26 protein-coding genes are annotated in these 24,642 nt (G+C 49.9%); 7 read left to right on the top strand and 19 right to left on the bottom strand.

Going from position 1 to position 24,642, the window contains the following annotated elements:
* Nucleotides 1–58: 58 nt before the first annotated feature.
* The 10 genes from ACMYR3_RS02335 to rplU all read right to left on the bottom strand — a co-directional run bounded on the left by ACMYR3_RS02335 (nt 59) and on the right by rplU (nt 7,826).
* Nucleotides 59–841 (bottom strand): 3-hydroxybutyrate dehydrogenase, encoded by a 783-nt coding sequence (locus tag ACMYR3_RS02335; RefSeq protein WP_424194146.1) that lies wholly within the window; start codon nt 839–841, stop codon nt 59–61.
* A gap of 13 nt (nt 842–854) precedes the next feature.
* The gene (locus ACMYR3_RS02330) at nt 855–1,595 is read right to left on the bottom strand and encodes an acetoacetate decarboxylase (protein ID WP_424194144.1); all 741 of its coding nucleotides are present in this window, start codon (nt 1,593–1,595) and stop codon (nt 855–857) included.
* 289 nt (nt 1,596–1,884) lie between these two features.
* Nucleotides 1,885–2,388, bottom strand: coding sequence for a hypothetical protein (locus ACMYR3_RS02325; RefSeq protein WP_424194142.1), 504 nt, complete (start codon nt 2,386–2,388; stop codon nt 1,885–1,887).
* Nucleotides 2,389–2,403: 15 nt separating this feature from the next.
* Nucleotides 2,404–2,679 carry a hypothetical protein gene (locus ACMYR3_RS02320; RefSeq protein WP_424194141.1) on the bottom strand — a complete coding sequence of 92 codons (276 nt, stop codon included), beginning with the start codon at nt 2,677–2,679 and terminating at the stop codon, nt 2,404–2,406.
* Nucleotides 2,680–2,964: 285 nt separating this feature from the next.
* Nucleotides 2,965–3,381: a hypothetical protein gene (locus ACMYR3_RS02315; RefSeq protein ID WP_424194139.1), complete on the bottom strand. Its 417-nt coding sequence runs from the start codon at nt 3,379–3,381 to the stop codon at nt 2,965–2,967.
* Nucleotides 3,382–3,478: 97 nt separating this feature from the next.
* Nucleotides 3,479–4,465, bottom strand: a complete 987-nt coding sequence (locus tag ACMYR3_RS02310) for a hypothetical protein (protein ID WP_424194137.1) — start codon at nt 4,463–4,465, stop codon at nt 3,479–3,481.
* 227 nt (nt 4,466–4,692) lie between these two features.
* Nucleotides 4,693–5,811: a glutamate 5-kinase gene (gene proB / locus ACMYR3_RS02305; RefSeq protein WP_424194135.1), complete on the bottom strand. Its 1,119-nt coding sequence runs from the start codon at nt 5,809–5,811 to the stop codon at nt 4,693–4,695.
* Nucleotides 5,812–5,914: 103 nt separating this feature from the next.
* Complete coding sequence (gene cgtA, locus ACMYR3_RS02300) at nt 5,915–7,021, bottom strand: Obg family GTPase CgtA (RefSeq protein WP_424194133.1); 1,107 nt, start codon at nt 7,019–7,021, stop codon at nt 5,915–5,917.
* A 202-nt stretch (nt 7,022–7,223) separates the two neighbouring features.
* Nucleotides 7,224–7,481: a 50S ribosomal protein L27 gene (rpmA, locus tag ACMYR3_RS02295; protein WP_424194132.1), complete on the bottom strand. Its 258-nt coding sequence runs from the start codon at nt 7,479–7,481 to the stop codon at nt 7,224–7,226.
* A gap of 33 nt (nt 7,482–7,514) precedes the next feature.
* On the bottom strand, nt 7,515–7,826 hold the full coding sequence (rplU, locus tag ACMYR3_RS02290) for a 50S ribosomal protein L21 (protein ID WP_424194131.1): 312 nt from the start codon (nt 7,824–7,826) through the stop codon (nt 7,515–7,517).
* Between the two features lie 322 nt (nt 7,827–8,148).
* Between rplU and ACMYR3_RS02285 the strand changes: the two genes are divergently transcribed.
* The 3 genes from ACMYR3_RS02285 (at nt 8,149) to ACMYR3_RS02275 (ending at nt 11,648) form a co-directional block, all read left to right on the top strand.
* Complete coding sequence (locus ACMYR3_RS02285; protein WP_424194129.1) at nt 8,149–9,669, top strand: diguanylate cyclase domain-containing protein; 1,521 nt, start codon at nt 8,149–8,151, stop codon at nt 9,667–9,669.
* A gap of 134 nt (nt 9,670–9,803) precedes the next feature.
* Nucleotides 9,804–11,390, top strand: a complete 1,587-nt coding sequence (dacB, locus tag ACMYR3_RS02280) for a D-alanyl-D-alanine carboxypeptidase/D-alanyl-D-alanine endopeptidase (RefSeq protein ID WP_424194127.1) — start codon at nt 9,804–9,806, stop codon at nt 11,388–11,390.
* 3 nt (nt 11,391–11,393) lie between these two features.
* The gene (locus tag ACMYR3_RS02275) at nt 11,394–11,648 is read left to right on the top strand and encodes a SemiSWEET transporter (protein WP_424194125.1); all 255 of its coding nucleotides are present in this window, start codon (nt 11,394–11,396) and stop codon (nt 11,646–11,648) included.
* Here the strand turns inward: ACMYR3_RS02275 and ACMYR3_RS02270 are convergent, their stop codons facing one another.
* The 7 genes from ACMYR3_RS02270 to ACMYR3_RS02240 all read right to left on the bottom strand — a co-directional run bounded on the left by ACMYR3_RS02270 (nt 11,649) and on the right by ACMYR3_RS02240 (nt 19,145).
* Nucleotides 11,649–12,662 (bottom strand): L-threonylcarbamoyladenylate synthase, encoded by a 1,014-nt coding sequence (locus tag ACMYR3_RS02270; protein ID WP_424194123.1) that lies wholly within the window; start codon nt 12,660–12,662, stop codon nt 11,649–11,651.
* A complete protein-coding gene (locus ACMYR3_RS02265) occupies nt 12,659–13,831 on the bottom strand; it encodes a 5-(carboxyamino)imidazole ribonucleotide synthase (protein ID WP_424194121.1) in 1,173 nt (390 codons plus the stop codon). The genes ACMYR3_RS02270 and ACMYR3_RS02265 overlap by 4 nt, the downstream gene beginning before the upstream one ends.
* A 1-nt stretch (nt 13,832) precedes the next feature.
* Complete coding sequence (gene purE / locus ACMYR3_RS02260) at nt 13,833–14,330, bottom strand: 5-(carboxyamino)imidazole ribonucleotide mutase (RefSeq protein WP_424194119.1); 498 nt, start codon at nt 14,328–14,330, stop codon at nt 13,833–13,835.
* 11 nt (nt 14,331–14,341) lie between these two features.
* Nucleotides 14,342–15,235, bottom strand: coding sequence for a phosphoribosylaminoimidazolesuccinocarboxamide synthase (locus tag ACMYR3_RS02255; protein WP_424194117.1), 894 nt, complete (start codon nt 15,233–15,235; stop codon nt 14,342–14,344).
* A gap of 90 nt (nt 15,236–15,325) precedes the next feature.
* Nucleotides 15,326–16,390 carry a class II fructose-bisphosphate aldolase gene (gene fba, locus ACMYR3_RS02250; RefSeq protein ID WP_424194115.1) on the bottom strand — a complete coding sequence of 355 codons (1,065 nt, stop codon included), beginning with the start codon at nt 16,388–16,390 and terminating at the stop codon, nt 15,326–15,328.
* A gap of 78 nt (nt 16,391–16,468) precedes the next feature.
* The gene (gene pyk / locus ACMYR3_RS02245; RefSeq protein ID WP_424194113.1) at nt 16,469–17,899 is read right to left on the bottom strand and encodes a pyruvate kinase; all 1,431 of its coding nucleotides are present in this window, start codon (nt 17,897–17,899) and stop codon (nt 16,469–16,471) included.
* Nucleotides 17,900–17,948: 49 nt separating this feature from the next.
* Nucleotides 17,949–19,145 carry a phosphoglycerate kinase gene (locus ACMYR3_RS02240; RefSeq protein ID WP_424194111.1) on the bottom strand — a complete coding sequence of 399 codons (1,197 nt, stop codon included), beginning with the start codon at nt 19,143–19,145 and terminating at the stop codon, nt 17,949–17,951.
* Between the two features lie 445 nt (nt 19,146–19,590).
* Between ACMYR3_RS02240 and ACMYR3_RS02235 the strand changes: the two genes are divergently transcribed.
* Together ACMYR3_RS02235 and ACMYR3_RS02230 are read left to right on the top strand one after the other, a co-directional pair.
* Complete coding sequence (locus ACMYR3_RS02235) at nt 19,591–20,517, top strand: branched-chain amino acid transaminase (protein ID WP_424196313.1); 927 nt, start codon at nt 19,591–19,593, stop codon at nt 20,515–20,517.
* 168 nt (nt 20,518–20,685) lie between these two features.
* Nucleotides 20,686–21,327 carry a histidine phosphatase family protein gene (locus ACMYR3_RS02230; RefSeq protein WP_424194109.1) on the top strand — a complete coding sequence of 214 codons (642 nt, stop codon included), beginning with the start codon at nt 20,686–20,688 and terminating at the stop codon, nt 21,325–21,327.
* A 34-nt stretch (nt 21,328–21,361) separates the two neighbouring features.
* Here ACMYR3_RS02230 and ACMYR3_RS02225 read toward each other — a convergent pair whose 3' ends face one another.
* Nucleotides 21,362–22,066: a queuosine precursor transporter gene (locus ACMYR3_RS02225; protein ID WP_424194107.1), complete on the bottom strand. Its 705-nt coding sequence runs from the start codon at nt 22,064–22,066 to the stop codon at nt 21,362–21,364.
* Here ACMYR3_RS02225 and ACMYR3_RS02220 point away from each other — a divergent pair.
* A complete protein-coding gene (locus tag ACMYR3_RS02220) occupies nt 22,065–22,271 on the top strand; it encodes a hypothetical protein (protein ID WP_424194105.1) in 207 nt (68 codons plus the stop codon). The genes ACMYR3_RS02225 and ACMYR3_RS02220 overlap by 2 nt on opposite strands.
* A gap of 57 nt (nt 22,272–22,328) precedes the next feature.
* Here ACMYR3_RS02220 and ilvA read toward each other — a convergent pair whose 3' ends face one another.
* The gene (gene ilvA / locus ACMYR3_RS02215; RefSeq protein WP_424194103.1) at nt 22,329–23,846 is read right to left on the bottom strand and encodes a threonine ammonia-lyase, biosynthetic; all 1,518 of its coding nucleotides are present in this window, start codon (nt 23,844–23,846) and stop codon (nt 22,329–22,331) included.
* Between the two features lie 260 nt (nt 23,847–24,106).
* Here ilvA and ACMYR3_RS02210 point away from each other — a divergent pair, with 260 nt between their 5' ends.
* Nucleotides 24,107–24,580, top strand: a complete 474-nt coding sequence (locus tag ACMYR3_RS02210; protein WP_424194102.1) for a YqaA family protein — start codon at nt 24,107–24,109, stop codon at nt 24,578–24,580.
* Nucleotides 24,581–24,642: the final 62 nt, after the last annotated feature.

Here is a 24,642-nt window from a genome sequence, read left to right as displayed (position 1 = left end):
GGTCACAATCCTGATCGTTTTAGATGACATACCCGTGAAGCCATTCATTAGCCATTACCTATTGCATAAACCAGCCATGGCTCACCACAAACGACTGCCCCGTCAATGCGGCAGTTGGAAAGGCAGCCAGAAAGAGCACCATCTGCGCCACGTCATCCACCGTGGTGAACTGGCCATCCACAGTTTCACCCAGCATGACTTTTTTAACCACCTCTTCTTCGCTGATGCCCAGCTCCTTGGCCTGTTCAGGAATCTGCTTATCCACCAGCGGCGTGCGCACAAAGCCCGGACACACCACGTGCGAACGCACATTGTGTTTAGCACCTTCCTTGGCCAGCACCTTGGACAAGCCAATCAGGCCATGCTTGGCCGTCACATAAGGCGCCTTCAAGGGCGAGGCTTCGTGTGAATGGACCGAGCCGGTATAGATCACCACGCCACCCCGATCGCCTTCATACATGGATTGCAGCGCCGCCTTGGTCGTCAGAAATGCGCCATCCAGATGAATCGCCAACATTTTTTTCCAGTCTGAAAACGCATACTCGTTGATTGGATTGACAATCTGAATGCCCGCATTGGATACCAGAATATCAATCGGCCCCAACGCCGCCACGGCCTCGTTAAAGCCTGCATTGACGGCCTCTTCACTGGTCACATCCATCGCCACACCAATGGCCCTGCCCCCCTTGGCAACGATTTCAGCGGCCACCGCATCGGCAGCCTCCTTTTTTAAATCAGCAATCACAATCGCTGCGCCTTCAGCGGCCAGCGTTGCTGCGATCGACTTGCCAATACCACTGGCCGAACCGGTTACCAATGCGACTTTACCTTGCAGTTTCATGATGACTCCTTGTTCACTTCAAATAATCAAAAACCACCTCACCCAGATCCAGCGTCAGGTCTGCCAGAATATGTTTTGCCTCGACCACTTCCAGCATCGGCAAACGCGACACCGTTGCCAAAGCATGCGGAAACAAATCCAGCGCCGCCGGACCAGTCCAGGCCCCCTTGACGGTGACATCGCTCAGGTAATAGCGCACGATCTCGCAAATGCGCGGCGAGCCATCCACATGCGGAATAATCTTCAATAAAAAATTGGGTGTTTGACTGAGCCGACGTTGCTGCTCACCACAATCCAGCGTCTTGTGCTTGTAGCCCATGGTGCCGGTGGCCACACGTACCGGCCCGTAATCAAGCGTGCCCACCAGGGTATCCACATGCACCGCCAATGAAGGATTCGCCAGTTTTTTAGGAAAGCCCCATAACTCACGGCCACCCGCAGTGGGCGGATGATCATTCAGGTACATGGCGTGGGTATAACTGCCGCGCTGCCCATCAAAACTGACGGAAATCACCTGCCCGCTTTCAGTGTAATCACCAAAACCAGTGGAATCGGGCATGCGGATAAACTCGTAATGCACCAAATCATCCACCACCTGCAGCGGTTCGGGCACCACCGCACGCAATCGTGCCGGATCGGTGCGATAACTGATGATGAAATATTCACGATTGACAAAACGATACGGCCCCATCGGAAAGGCCGGGCTAGTCAAAGGCATGGCAAACGCCGTCTTTCTGACCAAATCAATATCCATCACAGCTTCCTGTCTTCAAGTTAAGCCAACGCTAATGCACTCATCTTGCCCAGCCAGCAGGTCTTAAGCAAGTATGAAGCCGTTGTATGACAGTACCGAGTATCGCGCCGCAGCAATGTGCGACCACCTCAGCTAAAAGCGCCTTCTTGTGTCAGCGTTGTCTGACAAGGGTGAATGATTGGTAAATGAAAAAATTAAGAAATTCGATAAAGCTGGATATGTTGCTTCATCAAAATGGATGATGGCCGATCAGAGAAGTGATTTGAAAATTTATTAATCAGACTACTCATCATGGATAGAGTGGTAGTTCTTCGTAGAAAAATATATTCTTATTCTTATTGGATAGATATTGTTCAACAACAACCTGTCCATCATGGAACACAATATTGAGTCTTCTAAGTCGATTGATGTCCACGACACGCTCCCTGATGGGAATAGTCAGTTCATGCCGATCTTTATTTGCATCCAGCCAGCTGATTGTCATTTTCTCTTCTATTGGCATATAGGCGGACCACACCGATCCACCATCGTTATCTCTTGTCGGTACACATGAAATCCTGCAAAAACTGATTTTTTGATCTCCATACAAAATCTCAACCTGGCTAATTCTTTCGTTGCTCAAGTTGACCACGCTCAGGCCAAGCTGTGACCGTTTCACGCCAAGCAACCCCTGGCAACCCGTGCAACACAGAATCAAGATCAGTAAGCTTGCCGACCATTGTTGCAACTTTTTAATACAAATCATTTTTTCCTTGATTAGCAGAACAGCAACATACTCAAAGAACCTATTCATGAACATTTTTTCTGATCAGAAAAAAATATGAACGGTTTCAATGTGTGAACGATCATAGAATTTTCCATGTGCACCAATTACTTCTTTTAAATCTTTAATGATTTCATCACGTCGCGCCACCACCTTTTCAGGAATATCTAATGTCAATATCTGCCAGAAAATAACTTCCCAGAATTTTCCACACCCCTCACCTTTTACGATAGCTTCAATTTTGATGAAATGGTTATACCAATAGAGTGCATATGTTTCCGGTCTCTCTGAGTCAAAGTCCCTTCCTTCCAGCGTGACCAAAAAGATTTTCTTTTATTTATCAATCGTCCATTTCCAGGGATCTTTGAACTGACTAAAAGGCCAAGCTTTAAATTGTGACCAATCGATCTTTGCCCTGTCTTCTTCGGAAATTAATTCGTTAATAAAAGTCACATTCCAACTCCCAAAAATGGCTCATCAGACTCATCAAGCAATATGCATTCATCAATATTTTTTCATCTATCAATACATACATTTTCAATGTTAAACATTGATATCTCGGATTAATTATTTAAATCCATAAGTAATTTCAAGCCGACTTTTTAATCAAGAAAAAGTAATGCAAACAGACCTAACTGGGGATAGTCTGTAATTATGGCCATAACTAGTCATTGCCGCTTCAATTAGATCCAAAACACTTTTGTCCTCAATCTTGATAAGACTGGGAATGTAAACCACATTAAATAATTTCCATGAAACTTCCACCCCAGTATGAGGATTTCCCTTACCACTAATCATGTCAGCTTCAAATCGAATAATTTTTCCAGCCAAGTACATGGCGTAAACCTCAGAGTGCTCATTTTCTCTTCCACGCGCACTCAGACGAACAAGAAAAATATTGCGTGCATGATCAACAGTCCAATAATTGGACTCAAATATATTGAAATATGGCGATGCTTTAAATTGTGACCAATCGATCTTTACCTTGTCTTCTTCGGAAATTAATTCGTTAATAAATGCCATATCTTGTTCCTAAAAAAATAGATCACTAAATATGCCCAGCAAAATGTCTATCCGGACAAAATAGCCATAATGCATGCTCCCCTGATTATGTTGTTTATTAATTTTTAATTTCTATAGGTTGATCTGAGGTAACATCCTTCGTACCGTAAGGTGATGGCAAGATTTTTTTATAAAAAGTCGCTCTTTTGTCATATCGAATTTTTTGTACAACTTTAATTCGTGAGACAAAACCCTCTGGTAATATGAGTCGATTGAACTGGGCAATGGGTTTATCTGCAACGCCTTCACGCGCATCCAATCTCATATTGATTTTCTTGCGATAAACGGTGCAGCCAATATGTGTGCTGACTAATGTCAGATTTTGAAAGAAGTGTCGACTGTAACCAAGCACTGCCGCAGGCCCGGTGATGCTGTCATCAGCTGATCCATCGTTGTCGTTCTCATTGGTGGTGAAGATCGCCTGCTGTTTACTTACCGGGTCAGCAAAGGCCCTAATGGCGGCACTAATTACCTTATTAAGTTTCATCCCAATAGGTTTTTCTCCCTGGAATGCCGGATTCCGACCATCGAATTTCAACCATCGTATTGAGTTATGCTCAGCAAGCCATTCAGACTGTTTGTCCGATGCCCAAGGCAATGGGGTCTTGCCCTCATCAAAGTACAAGTCCAAAATACAATATTCCTGCCTTAAGCATTGGCTCTCGACACCTGCAAATCCACACTCCTCAAAGCCCGCGTCTTCAAAACGAAATGCCACTGCTTCAATACCTTCCACAGCATCGATATATTGTTCAGGCATACCAAACAAGTCAGCAAATGCTTTGGTATAAGCCCAAATATTATTGTCCTTAGCAAATACGCGTCCTTTAAAGGTTTGGCGTGATTGATAAGACATGTCTGTCACATTGTGAAGTTGAGTGCTGGGCAATGTTGCTGTTTTTTCCTTCGTAGATGGTGAATTCTGTATAACGGGCTCAATACCTTGTGCCTTGACTTCCCTGTTGACAACGACCAAGCCCGTCAATATAGCTAAGATGGTCGGCATGGCAGATAAGATTCTGAAATACTTTACGTAAGCAATCATTTTCTTTCCTTCACTATTGCTGGTAATGCTTTATAACAAGGCGACAAGGTGTAGTGTTACTTCAAAAGTGACTCCATGCTTTCTCTAGCATTAGTATCTATAAATTCAAAGTTGCCTGATGAATGGCACATTTCAGGAGTGCCCTCAAGATTAGTCAAGTAAGGTACTCTGGCAATAATCTCTCATCAATGTAAAGCCAAAACAATGAGACTAGCTCAACAAGCCAATTACACCACGACCAAATTATCCCGATGGATCAATTCAATTTCAAAGATGTAGCCGAGCAGGCTTTCAATGTCGGCAGAGGGTTTGCGAGCGATGCGACGGGTATCGCTGCTGTTGTAGTTGGTCATGCCACGGGCGATTTCTTTGCCGTCGGGGGCGACGCAGGCGATGACTTCGCCGCGTTCAAATTCGCCAATCACTTCTACCACGCCAATCGGCAATAGGCTCTTGCCTTCATCGCGCAGTTTTTGTACGGCACCGGCATCGATGACAACGCGGCCACGCAGTTGCAGGTGATCGGCCATCCATTGTTTGCGAGCGGTGAGTGTGGCGGTTTGTGCGATGAGCTGGGTGCCGATGACTTCGCCTTTGGCGAGCCGCACCAGGACATCGGACTCGCGACCCGAAGCAATGACAGTTGCCGCGCCACTTTTGGCAGCGCGTTTGGCGGCGATGATTTTGGTGAACATGCCACCGGTGCCAACGCTGCTGCCAGCGCCACCGGCCATCGCTTCGAGTTCGGGCGTGCCGGCCACAGCTTCTTGCACGAGCGTGGCGCTGGGGTCTTTACGCGGATCGGCGGTGAACAGGCCGGGCTGGTCGGTGAGGATGATGAGAGCGTCGCCTTCGATCAGGTTGGTGACCAGAGCACCCAGCGTGTCGTTGTCGCCAAAGCGGATTTCATCGGTCACGACGGTGTCGTTTTCATTGATGATGGGCACTACGTTATGACGCAGCAGTGTCAGCAAGGTGGAACGGGCGTTGAGGTAACGCTCGCGATCGGCAAGGTCGGCGTGGGTCAGCAAAATTTGGGCAGTATGCAGACCATGCTGGCTGAAGCTGGATTCGTAGACTTGCACCAGCCCCATTTGCCCCACTGCCGCTGCGGCTTGCAGTTCATTGACTTCATGCGGACGCTTGCTCCAGCCGAGCCGTTGCATGCCTTCGGCAATCGCGCCCGAGCTGACCAGCACGACTTCCTTGCCCAGAGTTTTGAGCGCGGCAATCTGTGCCGCCCAACGCGCAATGGCTTGGTGATCCAGACCTTTACCGTCGTTGGTAACGAGGCTGGAACCTACCTTGATGACGATACGTTGTGCTGTTTCAATAATCGATCGCATAAGCCGGAAGTCAATTTGACCAATCAATATACTCTATAGGTGTAATTTTTAAGAGCCAATATATCAGCACTTAAGCAACCTAAATTAATTCATACTCCCTTAATTATACCTTATCAGCAGCACTTTCAGGGTTGTCGCCCGCATTCACAAAACGCGGATCCAGACGAATATCGGGTGCTTCAGGCGGCTGTTCAGCGCGGCTTTGCTCGGCCACAAAATCATAAATGGCATAGGTCAGCTCCGGGCAACCCAATCCGGACAGCGCCGAAATGGTGAAGACCGGCCCTTTCCATTTGAATTTTTTGACGAAATCCTTGACCAGCTTGTCACGCTCGGTTTCGGGCACCACGTCGACCTTGTTGAGCACCAGCCAGCGCGGTTTATCGTAGAGCGACTCATCGTACTTGCGCAGCTCTTCCACAATCGCCTTGGCCTCCTTGACCGGATCGGTGTTGGTATCAAACGGGGCAAAGTCAACGATGTGCAGCAACAAGCGCGTGCGCTGCAAATGCCGCAAAAATTGATGACCCAAACCAGCGCCTTCGGCAGCACCTTCAATCAGACCAGGAATATCGGCGATCACAAAACTTTTTTCGTGCGCAATCCGCACCACGCCCAGATTGGGATGCAAGGTGGTAAATGGATAATCGGCAATCTTGGGACGGGCGTTGGACACCGAGGCAATGAAAGTCGACTTGCCCGCATTGGGCATACCCAGCAAGCCTACATCGGCCAATACCTTGAGCTCCAGGCGCAAGTTACGGCGCTCGCCAGGCTGGCCGTCAGTTTGCTGACGGGGTGCACGATTGGTACTGGACTTGAAGTGAATATTGCCCCAGCCGCCATTACCGCCCTGTGCCAGCAACGCCACCTGACCATGCTCGGTCAGATCGGCAATCAACTCGCCTGAATCGGAATCGGTAATCAGCGTGCCTACTGGCATACGCAGCGTTACGTCGTCAGCGCTTTTGCCATAACAATCGGCACCGCGCCCCCGTTCGCCATTTTTGGCCATATGCTGCTTGGAAAAGCGAAAATCGACCAGGGTGTTGATGTTGCGATCAGCCACGGCATACACCGTACCGCCACGCCCACCATCGCCGCCATCAGGCCCACCGAATGGTACAAATTTTTCGCGCCGAAAGGAGATCACGCCATTGCCGCCATTACCGGCAATCACCTCGATTCGGGCTTCGTCTATGAATTTCATGATGTTTGTTTTACCGCCGAGATGCGGCCCTTGCCAAAATTACAGAATCAGTCCGACCTATTATGCATCGCTCAAGCAAATGCCAATACGACGACCAATCGGATCAGAAACTGCGGTGCGACTTGAGCAGTCTGGCAGTGAAGTCTATAAACAAAAAAAGCCCTGCGAATTGGCAGGGCCTTGTTGTGGCTAGTGGCAGAAATTACGCTGCGACTACAGATACCACGTGTTTTTTCATTGGACCCTTGGTACCGAATTCAACTTTGCCGTCTTTCAGTGCGTACAAAGTGTGATCCTTACCCTGACCAACGTTTTCACCAGCGTGAACGCGTGTACCGCGTTGACGAATAATGATACCGCCAGCCAAAATGGCCTGACCGCCGTAAACCTTCACGCCCAAGCGTTTCGATTCCGAGTCACGACCGTTACGCGTAGTGCCGCCGCCCTTCTTATGTGCCATGCTATAAGCTCCTTAACCTTGATGACCAACTGCTTAGGCGTTAATTGCCTGGATTTGCAGTTCAGTGTAGTTTTGACGATGACCCATACGCTTTTGATAGTGCTTGCGACGGCGCATCTTGAAAATTTTCACTTTGTCGTGACGACCTTGGGAAAGAACCACAGCCTTGACCGAAGCACCACTCACCAGTGGGGCACCGACTTTAATGTCGCTGCCCTCACCGACCGCTAAAACCTGGTCGAGTGTGATTTCTTGGCCAATGTCTGCTGGTATCTGTTCTATTTTTAACTTTTCGCCTGCAGCAACTTTATATTGTTTGCCGCCGGTTTTTATGACCGCGTACATTGGGAACCTCATTAATTAAATGAATTAAACACATCGCAAATTGGCTAACCAGACGAGCTGATCCACAAAATTTTGCGAATAGCCTGCCAGTTTACTTGATAAAAGCCATTCCTGCAATCATCCAATTCAGTCATTTTACAAAAAATCGGAAACAAATCAGTGACTTGCCTGCTCTCAGCAAACGGCAACAAGTTGTTATACTATGATTTTGGTAAAAATTGTAATTTATGAGCCCCTTTTGCTGCGACTGCGTAATTTCGGATTAGCATTATCAATGTACGAAAATATTTAACAATTTTTCAAATTTGACCTCGGTTTCCGCATGAATTCAATGATTCAAATCGCCCTTGGCATCGCACTGGTTCTCTTGGTTGGCATGGTTTTATATTCGCGCCGTGCGTTACACAAGGTACACGCCTACAACGACCAGATCCAAAACGTCATGGCGCTCACTAATGGCTGGCTTTGGGAAACCGACAATAGTCATCGCTACATTCATCTTTCCGAAAGTTTTGACTCCGGTGTGCGCGGCCAGTCTGAAAACCTGATCGGCGCCACCCAATGGGAAATCACCCATATTGGTGTTCCTGGCGAACGCTGGAATATGCATCGCCAGCATCTCGAAAGCCGCTCTCCCTTTCCCGAGCTGGTCGTTGGTCGCCTTGGCCCATCGGGCGAGCTATGGTATGAAAGTATTGCTGGCGTGCCGGTGTTTTCAAAAAGTGGGCAGTTTGAAGGTTATCGCGGCATCGGGCGTGATGTCACCGCATCCCATAAAAACCAGTTGATGCTGCATATCAAGGATCGTGTCACACGCATTCTTGATACGACCAACTCACTGGCCGAAGCCACGCCACACGTGATTCAGGCGGTGTGCGAAGAACTGGGCTGGACTTGTGGTGCCCGCTGGTCAATTGACCTGATGTCACGTCAGTACATTCTGGAAGAAAGCTGGTGTCGCCCCGGCAAGCTGAGCCTGTATTCTTCGACCAACCCCATTTTTTCCGATTTGCCAAGCAACTTTGGTGCAATGGAATCTGGCTTGATCTCCCGCGCCTGGATCACCCAGGAAGCGGTCTGGATCAAGGACGTGCATCACTTTGCCGACTTCAAATTGCATGAACTGGCCGAGAAGGCCGGGATTCATTCAGCCATGGCCTTCCCAATCAAGACACCGCACGATAGCGGGCACCAGACTGTCAGCGTGCTGGAATTCTTTTCCAATCACGCACAGGCTCCTGATGAATTCATCATGCAAGTCGGCCGTTCCATCAGTGCTCAGATTGGCCAGTATTGCGCCCGCAAGGATGCTCAGGAAAGACTGCGTTATGCAGCATTGCATGACTCGTTGACCGGTCTGGCCAATCGTGCCCTGTTCATGGAAACACTGACCAAATCGTTGTCACGAGCCATTCGTGAAGATCGTCGTCTGGCCGTGTTTTTGATTGACCTTAACGGTTTTAAGCAGATCAACGACACCTATGGTCATATTGAAGGCGACATCGTTTTACGTGAATTTTCAGCTCGCTTCAAACAGGCCATGCGCAACTCCGATCTGGTGGCACGTCTGGGTGGTGATGAATTTGTCCTGCTGGCAGACAATTTGACCGGCAAGGATGATATTGAAATCATCAATGAAAAAATTCTTGATCTGATGTCACGCCCAATCAAGCTGACTGATCGTGAATTACGGGTTGGTCTGGCCGTGGGAGTCGCCGTTTATCCCCGTGATGGCGTGACTGCTCAAGCCTTGATACGCAAGGCCGATCAAGTGATGTACGAAGCCAAATTTGCTCGTACAACCACATTTGCCGCCTTTAAAAACAAACCCAGCCCACAATAGTTTTATCTGAATTGATCTGCGTTTAATGTGCTTGCTTTAATTTGACAAAGAGGCACATAAAAGCCACGCAAACTCACGAATGGCATAGGCTAAAATCAGTCATACTCAAAAACTGAATAGCCTACTGCGTTTTTATGCTTGCTCACGCTCAACACAAACCATCTCGTGCTCCCCTGGCTGGTATGCTCTTTGGCTTGCTGCTATCCAGCATAGCTCAGGCGCAACCGGAGCCATCACAAATTCAAGGCATGCTCCCGGAACGGGTTGCTACTGAATTGGATCGTGCCAAAGTGCCTTTTGGCAATGCCGCGTTTTACGTGACTGAAGTGGACTCAAGCAAATCAGCACGTAATGGTACCGATGCGGCACGGCTGGTCTTTAATGCCTATAAGCCGATGAATCCAGCATCGACAGTCAAGCTGGTGACCACCTTTGCGGCACTCGATATTCTTGGTCCCACCTTTACCTGGAAGACCGGTCTGTATGTCGATGGGCCAATCCACAATGGCGTACTGGAAGGCAATCTTTATATCAAGGGCAGTGGTGATCCCAAACTGGTCACCGAAAATGTCTGGATGATGCTGCGTCAACTGCAGGCCAAAGGCGTGCGGGATATTCGTGGCTCATTGATCCTGGATCGCAGTGCGTTTGATCTTGGCAAGACTACCGATGCCGTACAGTTTGACGGCGACCCGATGCGCGCCTATAACGCTCAGCCCGATGCCCTGCTGATCAACTACAACGCCATCACTTTTAACTTTGTACCTAACCAGGTTGATGGCAAGGTGCTCATCAATGCCGAGCCACGCCAGAGCGACTGGGTCGTGGTCAATGGTGTCAAGCTAACTTCGGGTGATTGCAATGATTGGCGCTCCACCATCAAGGCCGACTTCACGACAACCTCAATGGCACAATTTGCCGGTACTTTTTCTGATCGCTGTGAAGACAAGTCGCTTTTTGTCAATGCCAGCTATCTGTATCCCAATGACTTTACGGCACGAACCATTCGTGCCTTATGGTTTGAACTTGGCGGCAAAATAACCGGCGCATCGCGTGAAGGCAAAACACCACCAGAAGCCCGTATGGTGACTGAATGGGTTTCGCCAGCATTGGCTGAAGTGGTTCGTGACGTGAACAAATACAGTAATAATGTAATGGCCAAACATGTGTTTTTGACACTGGGCCGTTATCAGGACAAGCTCAAGGACATGCCGCAACCCGCAGTCGAAATGAATGCGTTTGAATCCAACGATAGTAGCCTGCAGGCTGCTGCCGACCCAAGTAATCTACGTCCAGCTCGTTATGATCAATCGGTACGTTTTATCAAGACCTGGCTGGGCAAAGTAAATTTAAATCCCAATGATATTGTGCTGGAAAATGGTTCGGGCTTATCTCGCATTGAGCGGATCTCAGCCGCCAATATGGCTCGCATTCTCAAGCAGGCTTACCAAAGTCCGGTCATGCCCGAGTTCATGAGTTCACTACCCTTGATTGGCTACGATGGCACCATGAAAAAAAGGCTGAATAACGACAGCGTTGCCGGTCAAGCACATATCAAGACAGGTTCATTGCGTGATGTCAGTGCCGTGGCTGGCTATGTCCTGGCCGAGTCAGGCAAGCGCTACGCTGTCGTTGGCTTCATCAATCATGACAATGCCTATGCTGCACGACCTGCTCTGGATGCCCTGCTGCATTGGACCTATAACGATTTGGCTCGTTAAAAAATGATCACCGCAGATCATATTGGTTATCTGGCCGCCTTTTGCACAACTGCCGCGTTTGTGCCACAAGTATGGCTGACCTTCAAAACCAAATCAGCCACGGGCATTTCACTAGGTATGTACAGTGTCTTCGTCACGGGCGTGACACTGTGGCTGTATTACGGCATTCAAGTGACGGCATGGCCAGTGATTGTGGCTAATGCGCTGACCTTATTGCTAGCCAGCAGTATTTTGGTCATGAAACTGATTTATCGCTGATTACTTGCCAGCACCCACCGCAGCTCTGCCCAAGCGGTCGGCCACGCCCTGCCAGGCTTCATTATCGGGCAACGCCTGCACCAGGATCATATCGAATTGCAGCCTGTCGAGCGTGCGCAGTGCCGCATAAAAATCATGTGCATAATGTGCCGGATCATCAGACAAAACAATCTGCTGTCCAACATTAGAATTGATGGCATTCCGTACCAGCACCCCAACGCGCTTGCCCTGTCCAATCAATTGCGCAGCCTCATTGGCAAGACTTGCTGCATCAAGCACTGCCATCGAAGTACGCGGCGCATAGTGCGCAGCCAGACCACCTGAGTGAGCCTGCGCCTGTTCGCCCTTAGCCTCGACTTCGGCCTTGCTCAAAATGTGGATACCAAGCTTGCTTTCCAAATCTGCTTTGGAAATTTGACCTGGCCTCAGCAATACCGGAGGCATGTTGGTCAGATCAACAATGGTGGATTCGATTCCGACTTCACAGGCACCACCATCCAGAATCATCAGATCATCACCAAACTCATCACGCACATGCCCGGCAGTTGTAGGGCTGATCCGGCCAAAACGATTCGCAGAAGGGGCCGCCACGCCACCCTGACCATGCCGGAATTGACTCAGCAAAGCCTGCGCCATGGGATGCGCCGGACAGCGCAAACCAATGGTATTTGCACCTTTTGACACCGCATCTGGAATGGCTGGATTGCGTTTCAAGATCAAAGTCAAAGGACCGGGCCAATAGGCCTCAATCAATACATACGCTGTTTGAGGTATATCCGTTGCCCAATGAGTCAGCGAAGCACCTTGCGCCAGATGAACAATGACTGGATGATCCTGGGGACGACCTTTGGCGGCATAAATCTTTGCAACTGCCTGAGGATTTTCCGCATCTGCCCCCAAGCCGTAAACCGTTTCGGTTGGAAAGGCAACCAGCTCACCCTGCGTCAGTTGTTGAGCAGCTTCTGTTAACAGCGTTGACTCAAGCTGCGTGAACTGCCCTGCCACTGACTTCATGTCAATCCCAAAAAATGAACCACTTCGGAGGCATAAGCCAATGCATCTTCCAGGCTTTCAGCACTGGTACAGGTGATATGCCCCATCTTGCGCCCTTTACGTGGCTCGCTTTTGCCGTATAAATGTAAGGCAGTATTGGGAATTGCCAATACCTGATTCCAGGCGGGCTCTTGCTCTGTCTCATCGTCAAACCACAAGTCACCCAACAGATTGATCATGACAGCGGTACTGTGTTGATACGGTACCCCCAATGGCAGTCTTGCCATCGCCCTTACCTGTTGTTCAAACTGACTCACCGCACAACTATTGATGGTATGGTGGCCACTATTATGCGGTCGTGGCGCCATCTCATTAACCAGCAATGTGCCATCCTTGAGCACAAAAAATTCCACACACAAGACACCTACATAATCCATATTGGCGGCAATGATCTGCGCGGCCTGTTGCGCCTTGTCACACAGGACATCATCAGCCAGCGGTGCGGGCACAATGGTCTGATGCAAGATGCCATCACGATGTTCGTTTTGCTGAACAGGGTAGACTTCACAATCACCATCCACACCACGTGCGACCAACACGGATAATTCGTACGCCAGATCCAGCCTTTGCTCCAGCACACAAGGCACCTGATCCATTTGCTTGAATGCAGCCAAGACTTCAGCCGGGGTGCTGACCCGCACCTGACCTTTGCCGTCATAACCCAAGCGACTCGACTTGAGGATGCCAGGCAATAAGCTGCTGACATCAGCAAGATCCGCCTGATTCAAAATTTCCTTATGCGGTGCCACATCAATTCCGCATGAATGAATATAGGCTTTTTCGCGGGCACGATCCTGAGTAATGGCCACACACTCACCACGGGGCGACACAAAGGTTTGTTGCGCCAGTAACTTCATGCTCTCGGCCGGCACATTCTCAAACTCGGTCGTGACGGCCTGACACAGTGCTGCCAGCTCCTGCAGGGCTGCAGCGTCATCATAAGCGGCACAAATGTGTTTTTCAGCAATCCGACCGGCGGGACTGCTGGCATCAGGATCCAGCACCGCTACTTTGTAGCCCATTGATTGCGCGGAAAAACAGAACATCCGCGCCAACTGTCCGCCACCCATCACACCAAGCCATTGACCAGGTAGCACAGGACCATTTTTCTTCATCAACAATTCAGTCATATCAGTTTGGCAAAATCATGTCACGAGCTGCCTGGGTCTGGCGAGCACGAAATGCGACCAGCTTATCTGCCAGTTCTTTATCGTGACTTGCCAACATGGCAATGGCAAACAAGGCCGCATTGGCAGCTCCTGCCTCACCAATGGCAAATGTGGCCACGGGAATCCCTTTAGGCATTTGCACAATCGAATGCAGTGAGTCTTCACCACGCAAATATTTGGATGGCACGGGTACACCAAGCACGGGCACCTGTGTCTTTGCAGCCAACATGCCTGGCAAATGTGCCGCACCACCTGCACCGGCGATGATGGCTTGCAAACCACGTCCTGCGGCGCTATCGGCATAAGCAAACATTTCATCAGGCATACGATGCGCCGATACCACTTTGGCCTCGTGGGCGATACCAAATTCCTTGAGCAAATTGACTGCATGTTGCATGACATCCCAGTCACTGGATGAGCCCATCACAACGCCGACCTGGATGATTGATTCAGATTGCATAGTGCGTCCTCTCAAGCCAAAGTCTTGCCGCTCAGCCGTTCATAGGCTTCACGATATTTGGCAGCAGTTCTTTCAATGACTTCTGCAGGTAAAGCAGGTGCTGGTGCAGACTTATTCCAGCTGGTGATGGTTTCCAGATAATCCCGTACAAACTGTTTGTCATAGGATGGCGGGGAAATACCCACTGCATACGAATCAGCTGGCCAGAAGCGCGAGGAATCGGGTGTCAACACCTCATCCATCAGATGCAATACGCCATTGTCATCCAGACCAAATTCAAACTTGGTATCGGCAATGATAATGCCACGGGTAGCCGCATACTGCGAGGCTTCCTGATAAAGTTGAATACTGATATCACGAATTTTTGTGGCCAGTTCTTTACCGATTTTGGCTTCCACTTCGGCAAAGCTGATGTTTTCATCATGCTCACCAATCTCCGCCTTGGCGGCCGGTGTAAAAATTGGCTCAGCCAACTTTTGCGCCTGTTGCAATCCGGCAGGCAGCGTAATGCCGCAAATGGCACCGCTGGACTGATAGTCTTTCCAACCTGAACCAATGATATAGCCGCGCACCACGGCCTCAACCATAATGGGCTGTAAACGCTTGACTACCATGGAGCGCCCCTTGACCTGCTCGACTTCATCAGCCGCCACGACGGACTCTGGTGCAATCCCCGTCAAATGATTGGCAACCACATGACCCAGTTTGGCAAACCAGAATTCGGCCATGCTGTTGAGCACCACGCCCTTGCCAGGAATCGGCTCATTCATGATCACATCAAAGGCAGAGAGGCGATCACTGGTCACAATCAACAGTTTGTCAGTGCCCACAGCATAGTTGTCACGAACTTTGCCTCGACCAAGCAAAGGTAGGGATTTCAGAGAAGAATCATAAAGCGCGGCCATATCGGGTCCATCAAGTTACGGTAATAAAAAAATCAAAAGCCGGACAGCAAAATACTGTCCGGCTCCTGTTTGTAAAAAAGCGCTGGGAGCTTATTGAACAATCTGGGCTAAGTCGCCTTTTTTGTATTTTTCCGCTATTTTATCAAGAGACAGCGGCTTGATCTTGCCAGCCTGTCCTTCGCAGCCAAATTGCAGGTAACGCGCCTTGCAAATCAGCTTGGCTGCTTCGCGTGCAGGCTTCAGATAATCACGTGGATCAAACTTGCCTGGGTTTTCAACAAAGTAACGACGAATCGCACCAGTCATGGCCAAACGGATATCGGTATCAATATTGATTTTACGCACGCCATGCTTGATACCCTCTTGAATTTCTTCAACTGGCACGCCATAGGTTTCTTTCATGTCACCGCCAAATTCACGGATCTCAGCCAACAATTCTTGTGGCACTGAAGATGAACCATGCATCACCAAATGGGTGTTAGGAATGCGTGCATGGATTTCCTTGATGCGGGAAATCGCGAGAATATCGCCTGTCGGCTTTTTGGTAAATTTATAAGCACCGTGGGAAGTGCCAATCGCAATCGCCAGAGCGTCACACTGAGTCTGTTTGACGAAATCAGCAGCCTGGGCCACATCTGTCAGCAACTGTTCACGAGTCATGGTGCCTTCAGCGCCGTGACCATCTTCCTTGTCGCCCTTCATGGTTTCGAGCGAACCGAGTACACCCAGTTCGGCTTCCACTGTCACACCAATCGCGTGGGAAAACTCGACCACTTTTTTGGAAACCATGACGTTGTATTCATAGCTGGCCACTGATTTGCCATCTTCTTCGAGTGAACCATCCATCATCACGGAAGTAAAGCCTGACTTGATGGCAGCCATACAAACCGCTGGCGACTGACCATGATCCTGATGCATCACAACAGGAATATGTGGGTAGGCTTCAACAGCGGCTTCAATCAAATGGCGCAGGAAAGCTTCACCAGCATATTTACGGGCACCGGCAGACGCCTGCATGATGACTGGGGCACCGACTTCATCGGCGGCTTGCATGATCGCAGTGACCTGCTCCAGATTGTTAACGTTAAAAGCTGGCAGACCGTAACCGTTTTCGGCAGCGTGGTCCAACAGTTGTCGCATGGATACGAGAGGCATAGTAAGCTCCTGATAAAAAATCTGTTAATGAATGGCTGGCAATCGTCAAACTGATCAGATTGAAAAAATCAACAACGATCAACCACCCACCTTGATAATCTTGAGTGAATTGGTGCCACCGGGTTGTCCCATCGGCTCACCAATTGTCAATACAACAACATCGCCTCGACTGACTACACCACGCGCCAACAAAGTGGCTTCGGCTTGCGCCAATGCTTCTTCACGATCCAGACTGGTAGCCAGATGGAGTGGTGTCACATTGCGATACAGCGCCATCTTGCGTTGCGAGGTCAGATTCGGTGTCATGGCATAGATCGGCACATGAATCTTGTGACGGCTCATCCACAAAGCCGTGGCGCCAGAATCTGTCAAAGCTACCAAGGCCTTGACCTTCAAATGAAAGGCGGTAAACAAGGCTCCTGCGGCAATCGACTGATCGATCCGAGTGAAAGTCTGATTCAGGAAATCTTTATCGAGTTCCACTTCTTCGGAACGTTCGGCCTCGCAGCAAACGTTGGCCATCATCTCCACAGTTTCAACCGGATACTTGCCTGATGCTGTTTCAGCCGACAGCATGACTGCATCGGTACCATCCAAAACCGCATTGGCCACATCAGAAACCTCGGCACGGGTTGGCACGGCATTGACGATCATTGACTCCATCATCTGGGTCGCCGTGATGACCAATTTATTGGCTTCACGTGCCATCTTGATCATGCGCTTTTGCAATGCTGGCACGGTCGCATTACCTACTTCAACCGCCAGATCACCACGCGCCACCATGATGCCATACGACGCGTTGAGAATTTCAGCCAGCGCCGGAATCGCTTCGGCACGTTCAATCTTGGCAATCATTTTGGGTTTGTGATTGAGCGGTGCGCCTGCAATTTCAGCCAGTTGGCGCGCCATCTCCATATCAGTGGCATTTTTGGGAAAGGACACTGCCACAAAATCTGCCTTGAAACTCATGGCAGTCTTGATATCTTCCATGTCCTTGGCCGTCAAGGCGGGCGCAGACAAACCGCCACCCTGACGATTGATGCCCTTGTTATTGGAGAGTTCGCCACCAATCTTGACGACAGTGAAAATTTCACTGCCTAAAATTTGTTCTACCTGCAAGACGATCAGACCATCGTTCAGCAAGAGCATATCGCCATCATGCAAATCACGCGGCAGCTCTTTATAGTCCAGGCCAACCCGCTCTTGATTGCCTAACTCGCATTCAGCATCGAGTACAAACTTATCACCCGGCACCAGTTCAATCCTGCCCTGTTCAAACTTGCCGATACGAATTTTTGGGCCTTGCAGATCGGCCATGATGGCCACTTCCTTGCCGTATTTTTGGGCCAGTTCACGTACCAGCGCAGCACGACCAATATGATCTTGCGCAGTGCCATGCGAAAAATTGAAACGGACGACGTCCACCCCAGCCTGGATCAGGCGCCCCAACATCTCTGGAGAGCTACTGGCCGGGCCAAGTGTTGCGACGATTTTAGTTGCGCGATTCATTCAGGGTGTCTCCTCGTAATAGCCGTCTCATGGCCTGACAGCCTGGTCATTAAGCCTTGGCGCGCTCTTCAAGTACCGCAAAGGCTGGTAGTTGCTTGCCTTCCAGCACCTCAAGGAAGGCACCACCACCGGTCGAAATATAACCTACTTGTTTTTCAATACCATATTTGGCAATGGCAGCCAGCGTATCGCCACCACCGGCAATTGAAAATGCGGGTGAGTGGGCAATGGCTGCTGCCAGCATTTTGGTGCCACCACCAAATTGATCAATCTCAAACACGCCCATTGGGCCGTTCCAGACAATCGTGCCGGCTGACGCCAAAATACCAGTCAGTTTGGCAGCAGTCTTTGGGCCAATATCCAAAATCATGTCATCAGGCTGAACATCTTCCACTCCAACCTTATTGGCACGAGCCAAGGCTGAAAGTTCATTGGCTACCACCACATCTTCTGGAATTGGCACATCGGCACCACGTTTTTTCATCATCTCGATAATGACTTTGGCTTCTTCAACCAGATCAGGCTCGGCCAGTGATTTACCAATATTGAGACCTGCCGCCAACATGAAGGTATTGGCGATACCACCACCGACAATCAGTTGATCCACTTTTTCAGCCAATGATTTGAGAATGGTCAGCTTGGTAGAAACCTTGGAACCAGCCACAATCGCTACCAGTGGGCGCTTGGGGCTGCCCAGTGCCTTGGTCAGTGCATCCAGCTCGGCTGCAAGCAAAGGACCAGCACAAGCGATCGGTGCATATTTGGCGATACCATTGGTGGTCGCTTCAGCACGGTGCGCCGTACCAAACGCATCATTGACATAAATATCGCAAAGCTTGGCCATTTTTTGCGACAGTTCATCGCTGTTTTTCTTTTCACCTTTATTGACGCGGCAGTTTTCGAGCAACACAACCTGGCCCGGGGCGACGTCAACACCGTCCACCCAGCTGGAGATCAGCGGTACCTTGCATTCCAGCAATTGCGCCATGCGATCAGCCACCGGTGCCAATGAATCTTCCGGCTTGAACTCACCTTCGGTTGGGCGCCCCAGATGTGATGTCACCATGACCGCCGCACCCGCCTTCAGGCAGGCTTGAATGGCAGGAATCGAAGCACGAATACGGGTATCTTCGGTCACATTGCCAGCATCATCTTGCGGCACATTCAGATCGGCGCGAATGAAAACGCGTTTTCCTGCCAGTTGGTTTGATTCAATCAGATCGGTCAGACGAAGGATAGCAGCCATAGTGATGTCGAAGAATAGTGAGGTAAATGGAGGAAAATCAGAAAAGTGCTGTGATGCAGATGAGAAAGCATCGCATTTTAACTGAAGCCCTCCCAATTTCCGTGTCAACTAGTTCCGTCAGCGTTTAAGTTGTGGCATTTTCGCCGATGCAGCACGTAATTTGCCGTCAAATTCAGCGATTTTGTACCTAACCCCGGAACAAATTGGCTGGCTGGAGCGGGCTAAAATTCGCTATACTTGCTCTATCCCCCTTCTTGATGTACCGCGCCACAATCCCGACGTTGGTACTGAATGTCTGCTCACCCGCAGCAACCGGCTCTGCCCCCTTGATCTTCCATCATGAAATTTATGACGCGGGCAGTCTGCCAACTTGTTAAAATCCCATGTTTAGTCAGCGCGCCTTTTGTGCGCCTGCAGTTTTTTGAAATTGGAGAACATCATGTCATTGTCCATGGCCGATCGCGATGGTTTTATCTGGAAAGACGGCGAGCTCATCGATTGGCGGAGCGCACAGGTTCATGTGCTGACGCATACCCTGCACTATGGCATGGGCGTATTTGAGGGCGTGCGCGCCTACAAGACCGATAAAGGTCCGGCCATTTTCCGTCTGCGCGAACACACCGAGCGGCTGTTCAATTCGGCACGGATTTTTCAGATGAAAATTCCCTTTGATGTCGAAACACTCATGCAAGCGCAAAAGGATGTCGTCTCGGCCAACAAGCTGGAATCCTGCTATCTGCGTCCAATTGCCTGGATCGGCTCAGAAAAAATGGGCATTGCCGCCAAAAATAATACGATTCACGTCGCCATCGCCGCCTGGCCCTGGGGTGCTTACCTGGGCGAAGATGGCATGACTCGTGGTATTCGCGTCAAAACCTCTTCTTTTACTCACCACATGCCCAATGTCACCATGTGCAAGGCCAAGGCAGTGGGCAACTATCCAGTCTCCATCCTGTCCCACCAGGAAGCCGCGCAAGATGGTTACGATGAAGCCATGCTGATGGACCCGCAAGGTTTTGTTTGTCAGGGCTCTGGCGAAAACGTGTTTCTGGTGGCAAACGGTATCCTGCACACGCCCGACCTCTCCGGCGGCGCGCTGGATGGCATCACCCGCCAAACCGTCATCGCCATGGCACAGGATCTGGGCATCAAAGTGGTAGAACGCCGCATTACCCGTGACGAGTTTTATATTGCCGATGAAGCCTTCTTTACCGGCACGGCAGCTGAAGTCACGCCAATTCGCGAACTCGACAACCGCCCGATTGGTGCTGGCACACGCGGCCCCATTACCGAAAAACTGCAAAGCCTGTTTTTTGATGTGGTTGCCGGTAAAAATGATCAATACCGTCACTGGCTATCATTGGTAGCCTAAGGCACTATTTATACTAAGGGGTAGTAAAAAAATAACCTCTTATTTAATGCACTAAAACAGCCATATTTGTACATTTCCCATGGGAGTATGGCTGTTTTTCGATGTTTTCAACAGCTGCAAGGCCAGTTTTTCCAGCCCGCCAATCCCGTCCACCAAGCCTGATCGCCTATGTCTGTTACTCAAATTCTGCTGATTCGTCATGGTGAAACCGACTGGAATGTCGTCAAACGCTTTCAGGGTCATATTGATATTGCCCTCAATGCCACCGGTCTGGCTCAGGCACAACTACTGGCAAGCGCCCTGGCCGATCATGCCATTGATGTGATTTACAGCAGTGATCTGCAGCGGGCGCATGTCACTGCGCAAGCCATTGCCGAGCAAAAGCAGCTGGCCGTTCAACTCACACCGCAATTACGTGAACGTCATTACGGTATTTTTGAAGGGCTGACCGGTGCCGAGATTGAGTCACAACATCCAGAACATTTTCCTGCCTGGATAGCGCGTGATCCACAGCATCAAATTCCCAAGGGTGAAAGCCTGCAGGCGTTTTATGATCGCATCACCAGTGTCTTGATTGAGCTGGCGCAACAACATCCAGCCCAAACCATCGTTGTGGTGGCACATGGCGGAGTACTTGACTGTATTTACCGCCACGCCACCAAGACAGCACTCCACGAACCGCGCAAAGCCCCGCTGCTCAACACCAGCCTGAATCGTTTACGTTATGCCAATGGCGCACTGGAAATTGTGCAATGGGGCGATGTCTCCCATCTGCAAACCCAGGCACGCGACGAGATTGGGCCAATCTAGATTTCAATTGGCTTTTGATTAAACCGCCAAAACATCAAAGATGAAACGGATTGAAGTTGGTCTGGCGATCAAAGTAGTCTTCATGCTCTTTGCGCTTTAAAAAGTTGACCACTTTATACGTCACCGGAGTCATGACCACTTCCCAGCCGGTCTTTAAAAAGTATTGGGTAATGGCGACCTTGATCACATCTTCGGTAGTCCAGATGCCATAAAAGGCAATCATGTAAAACAATGAGGAATCGACCAGCTCGCCCACAATGGTCGAGCCAATCGTGCGCGACCAGAGCCACTTGCCGTGCGTGGCCACCTTCATTTTGGCAAGCACATAACTGTTGGCAAAGCTGCCACACCAAAAGGCGATCATCGAACCAATCGCAATGCGCCAGGCATTGCCAAAGACGGTTTCAATCGCAGGCTGATACACCTTCATATAGTCACTCGGGCCCGCAGGCAGATGTACCACCACCCATGACATGACTGAGGCAAATGCCAATGCACCAAACCCAGCCCACACCACCCGCCGATCACGGCCATAACCATATACTTCGGTCAGAATGTCACCAAAAATATAAGAGATGGGAAAGAACAAAATCCCCGCGCCAAACGGTGTTGCACCGAGCACCGGCAAGGTCACGACCGCCTGCTTGGCCGCACCAATAAAATTTGAACACAGCAGCACCGTCACAAAAGCAGCCATGACAAAGTCATAGTATTTGTATTGCTTGACGGCAGTGTTCATGATGAACCTTTCAACAAATGATGAGATTGAGGAAAATATTGAAGATCAAAAGCGTTTACCACCAAGACACCAAGGGCTCAAAACAGTACTTGAAATTCGCCGATTTGGCTACGTAGTCTGGGGACAGAGTAATACTCTGTCCCCGTGTTTAAACAATGCAGCACAGACAAGACTTTCTTGGTGTCTTGGTGGTAAACGCTATTAGCCTGCAAGGTTTTTCCTCGCGCTTGGGTGGTTAATGGCCTCAAATTCCCAACGTCCATCAACCCAAAAACAATTGATACACCGGATTATTACTTTCATCCCAAAAAGGATAACCCAATGAACTCAAAAAGCGTTTGAAGAGTGGCATCTCTTTTTCTGGTACCTGCAAACCCACCACAATGCGACCGTAATCCGCGCCATGATTACGATAATGAAACATGGAAATATTCCAGTTAGGTGCCATGCTCGACAAAAATTTCATCAACGCGCCAGGGCGCTCCGGAAATTCAAAACGGTAAATCAGCTCATTGGACGCCAGAGGACTATGACCACCCACCATATAGCGGATATGCGATTTGGCCAGTTCATCCTGAGTCAGATCCAGCGTTTTGAAACCATGCTTGGCAAAGCTGGTGGCGATCTTTTTGGGCTCGCTACGATTGGCAATCTGCATGCCGACAAATACATGCGCCGCTTTGGCATCAGAAATTCGATAATTAAATTCGGTCACATTGCGCTGCCCGATCAATTCGCAAAAACGCTTGAAGCTGCCACGTTCTTCAGGAATCGTCACGGCAAACACGGCTTCACGTTGCTCACCGACTTGCGCACGTTCGGCAACAAAGCGCAGTCGATCAAAATTCATATTGGCACCGCAAGCAATCGCCACCAATGTTTTATTTTTAATTTTTTCGCGTTCGACATAAGCCTTCATCCCTGCGACGGATAAAGCACCGGCCGGCTCCATCACCGAACGGGTATCGTCATAGACGTCTTTTAGAGCTGCACAAACTTCATCGGTATCGACCGTGATGATGTCATCGACAAATTTTTTGGTGACACGGAAAGTTTCTTCGCCGACCAGTTTGACAGCGGTGCCATCGGAAAACAGGCCAACGTCGGCCAGTTGCACACGTCGGCCTTTTTTAATGGACTGCGCCATGGCATCAGAGTCCGTCGTCTGCACACCAATCACTTTAATTTCAGGCCGAACCGCTTTGACATAAGCGGCCACACCGGAGATCAAACCGCCACCACCAATAGCCACAAAGATGGCGTGAATTGGCCCTTGATGCTGCTGCAAAATTTCCATGCCGATGGTGCCCTGACCGGCAATCACATCGGGATCATCAAAAGGATGCACAAAGGTCAGCTGATTTTTCTTTTCCAGGGTCAGCGCATGTTGATAGGCATCGGAATAACTCTCACCAATCAGCACCACTTCGACAAACTTGCCACCAAATGATTTGACCGCATCAATTTTGACTTGCGGCGTCGTCGTCGGCATCACAATCACCGCCTGACAGCCCAGGCGTGCCGCGCTTAAAGCCACGCCCTGCGCATGATTGCCGGCTGAAGCGCAAATCACCCCGCGCTTTAACGCGGCCGCATCCAGATGCGCCATTTTGTTATAGGCACCACGCAGCTTGAAGCTGAATACCGGCTGGGTGTCTTCGCGTTTGTAATACACCTGATTCACCAGTCGCTGTGAGAGCTTTTTTGCGGCTTCGAGTGGTGTTTCGTGCGCCACGTCATACACTTTGGCGTTGAGAATTTTCTTGAGATAGTCAGTCATGTTGGCGCAATGAGGAGGAGAATGCGGCACTGCTGGACAATGTGATGCATCAGATGCGTCACAGGAATGCCATCAAGCCGCTCTATAATCCTGCGATTTTAGCCCCTAATCCGCACCCATAACATGTACAGACTGAGTTAGTGCGAGATAAAACTGTGCTGACCCGCATCCACTATGACCCGGCCTGATGCGCAATCTGTATGGTTTGCACAGCGTGACCACTTCATTGATTCTTCTTTTTTTCTGATTGATTACCCGCCATGTCGTTTCCTGAATTGCCCGATCTCGCCGCCTACTTTACCGCGCAAGCCTCCTTGTGGGCGGTGTTTGCGGCCAGCTTGCTGGCGTCGACGCTATTTCCGATTGCATCAGAAGCAGTTTTGTTAGCCACCGTCAAAGCACGCCCCGAGCTGTTTTGGCCAGCGCTGATTCTGGCCACCACTGCCAATACGGCAGGCGGCATGATTACCTACTGGATGGGCCGCGGCCTTCATGCCAAGCTCAATGAAGAATATGAAATGGAAACGCTGGAAGCCAAGATCATCCGTTATCGCCCCTGGCTGGATCGCTTTGGTGCCAGCACCCTGCTGTTTGCCTGGGCACCGTTGGTTGGCGATATGTTGTGCCTGGTGGCTGGCTGGTTAAAACTGCCAACGCTGGCTTGCGCGGCCTGGATGACGCTGGGCCGCTTTGCCCGCTATGCCGTGGTGGCGTCACTGGCGGGCCTCATGTAATGCATACTGAAGTGGTGTATATACGATTATTAAGCCGTATAGTGCGTATTTATTGATTTATT

It is taken from the genome of Ampullimonas aquatilis, from assembly GCF_049675895.1.
Lineage (GTDB): Bacteria > Pseudomonadota > Gammaproteobacteria > Burkholderiales > Burkholderiaceae_D > Ampullimonas > Ampullimonas aquatilis.
This window is presented reverse-complemented; position numbering and strand designations above follow the sequence as displayed.

Excerpts from the sequence above, each read along its gene's own strand:
- ACMYR3_RS02335 (WP_424194146.1), bottom strand. The coding sequence starts at position 841 with ATGAAACTGCAAGGTAAAGTCGCATTGGTAACCGGTTCGGCCAGTGGT.
- ACMYR3_RS02330 (WP_424194144.1), bottom strand. The coding sequence starts at position 1,595 with ATGGATATTGATTTGGTCAGAAAGACGGCGTTTGCCATGCCTTTGACT.
- ACMYR3_RS02325 (WP_424194142.1), bottom strand. The coding sequence starts at position 2,388 with ATGAATAGGTTCTTTGAGTATGTTGCTGTTCTGCTAATCAAGGAAAAA.
- ACMYR3_RS02315 (WP_424194139.1), bottom strand. The coding sequence starts at position 3,381 with ATGGCATTTATTAACGAATTAATTTCCGAAGAAGACAAGGTAAAGATC.
- ACMYR3_RS02310 (WP_424194137.1), bottom strand. The coding sequence starts at position 4,465 with ATGATTGCTTACGTAAAGTATTTCAGAATCTTATCTGCCATGCCGACC.
- proB (WP_424194135.1), bottom strand. The coding sequence starts at position 5,811 with ATGCGATCGATTATTGAAACAGCACAACGTATCGTCATCAAGGTAGGT.
- cgtA (WP_424194133.1), bottom strand. The coding sequence starts at position 7,021 with ATGAAATTCATAGACGAAGCCCGAATCGAGGTGATTGCCGGTAATGGC.
- rpmA (WP_424194132.1), bottom strand. The coding sequence starts at position 7,481 with ATGGCACATAAGAAGGGCGGCGGCACTACGCGTAACGGTCGTGACTCG.
- rplU (WP_424194131.1), bottom strand. The coding sequence starts at position 7,826 with ATGTACGCGGTCATAAAAACCGGCGGCAAACAATATAAAGTTGCTGCA.
- ACMYR3_RS02285 (WP_424194129.1), top strand. The coding sequence starts at position 8,149 with ATGAATTCAATGATTCAAATCGCCCTTGGCATCGCACTGGTTCTCTTG.
- dacB (WP_424194127.1), top strand. The coding sequence starts at position 9,804 with ATGCTTGCTCACGCTCAACACAAACCATCTCGTGCTCCCCTGGCTGGT.
- ACMYR3_RS02275 (WP_424194125.1), top strand. The coding sequence starts at position 11,394 with ATGATCACCGCAGATCATATTGGTTATCTGGCCGCCTTTTGCACAACT.
- ACMYR3_RS02270 (WP_424194123.1), bottom strand. The coding sequence starts at position 12,662 with ATGAAGTCAGTGGCAGGGCAGTTCACGCAGCTTGAGTCAACGCTGTTA.
- ACMYR3_RS02265 (WP_424194121.1), bottom strand. The coding sequence starts at position 13,831 with ATGACTGAATTGTTGATGAAGAAAAATGGTCCTGTGCTACCTGGTCAA.
- purE (WP_424194119.1), bottom strand. The coding sequence starts at position 14,330 with ATGCAATCTGAATCAATCATCCAGGTCGGCGTTGTGATGGGCTCATCC.
- ACMYR3_RS02255 (WP_424194117.1), bottom strand. The coding sequence starts at position 15,235 with ATGGCCGCGCTTTATGATTCTTCTCTGAAATCCCTACCTTTGCTTGGT.
- fba (WP_424194115.1), bottom strand. The coding sequence starts at position 16,390 with ATGCCTCTCGTATCCATGCGACAACTGTTGGACCACGCTGCCGAAAAC.
- pyk (WP_424194113.1), bottom strand. The coding sequence starts at position 17,899 with ATGAATCGCGCAACTAAAATCGTCGCAACACTTGGCCCGGCCAGTAGC.
- ACMYR3_RS02240 (WP_424194111.1), bottom strand. The coding sequence starts at position 19,145 with ATGGCTGCTATCCTTCGTCTGACCGATCTGATTGAATCAAACCAACTG.
- ACMYR3_RS02230 (WP_424194109.1), top strand. The coding sequence starts at position 20,686 with ATGTCTGTTACTCAAATTCTGCTGATTCGTCATGGTGAAACCGACTGG.
- ACMYR3_RS02220 (WP_424194105.1), top strand. The coding sequence starts at position 22,065 with ATGATGAACCTTTCAACAAATGATGAGATTGAGGAAAATATTGAAGAT.
- ACMYR3_RS02225 (WP_424194107.1), bottom strand. The coding sequence starts at position 22,066 with ATGAACACTGCCGTCAAGCAATACAAATACTATGACTTTGTCATGGCT.
- ilvA (WP_424194103.1), bottom strand. The coding sequence starts at position 23,846 with ATGACTGACTATCTCAAGAAAATTCTCAACGCCAAAGTGTATGACGTG.
- ACMYR3_RS02210 (WP_424194102.1), top strand. The coding sequence starts at position 24,107 with ATGTCGTTTCCTGAATTGCCCGATCTCGCCGCCTACTTTACCGCGCAA.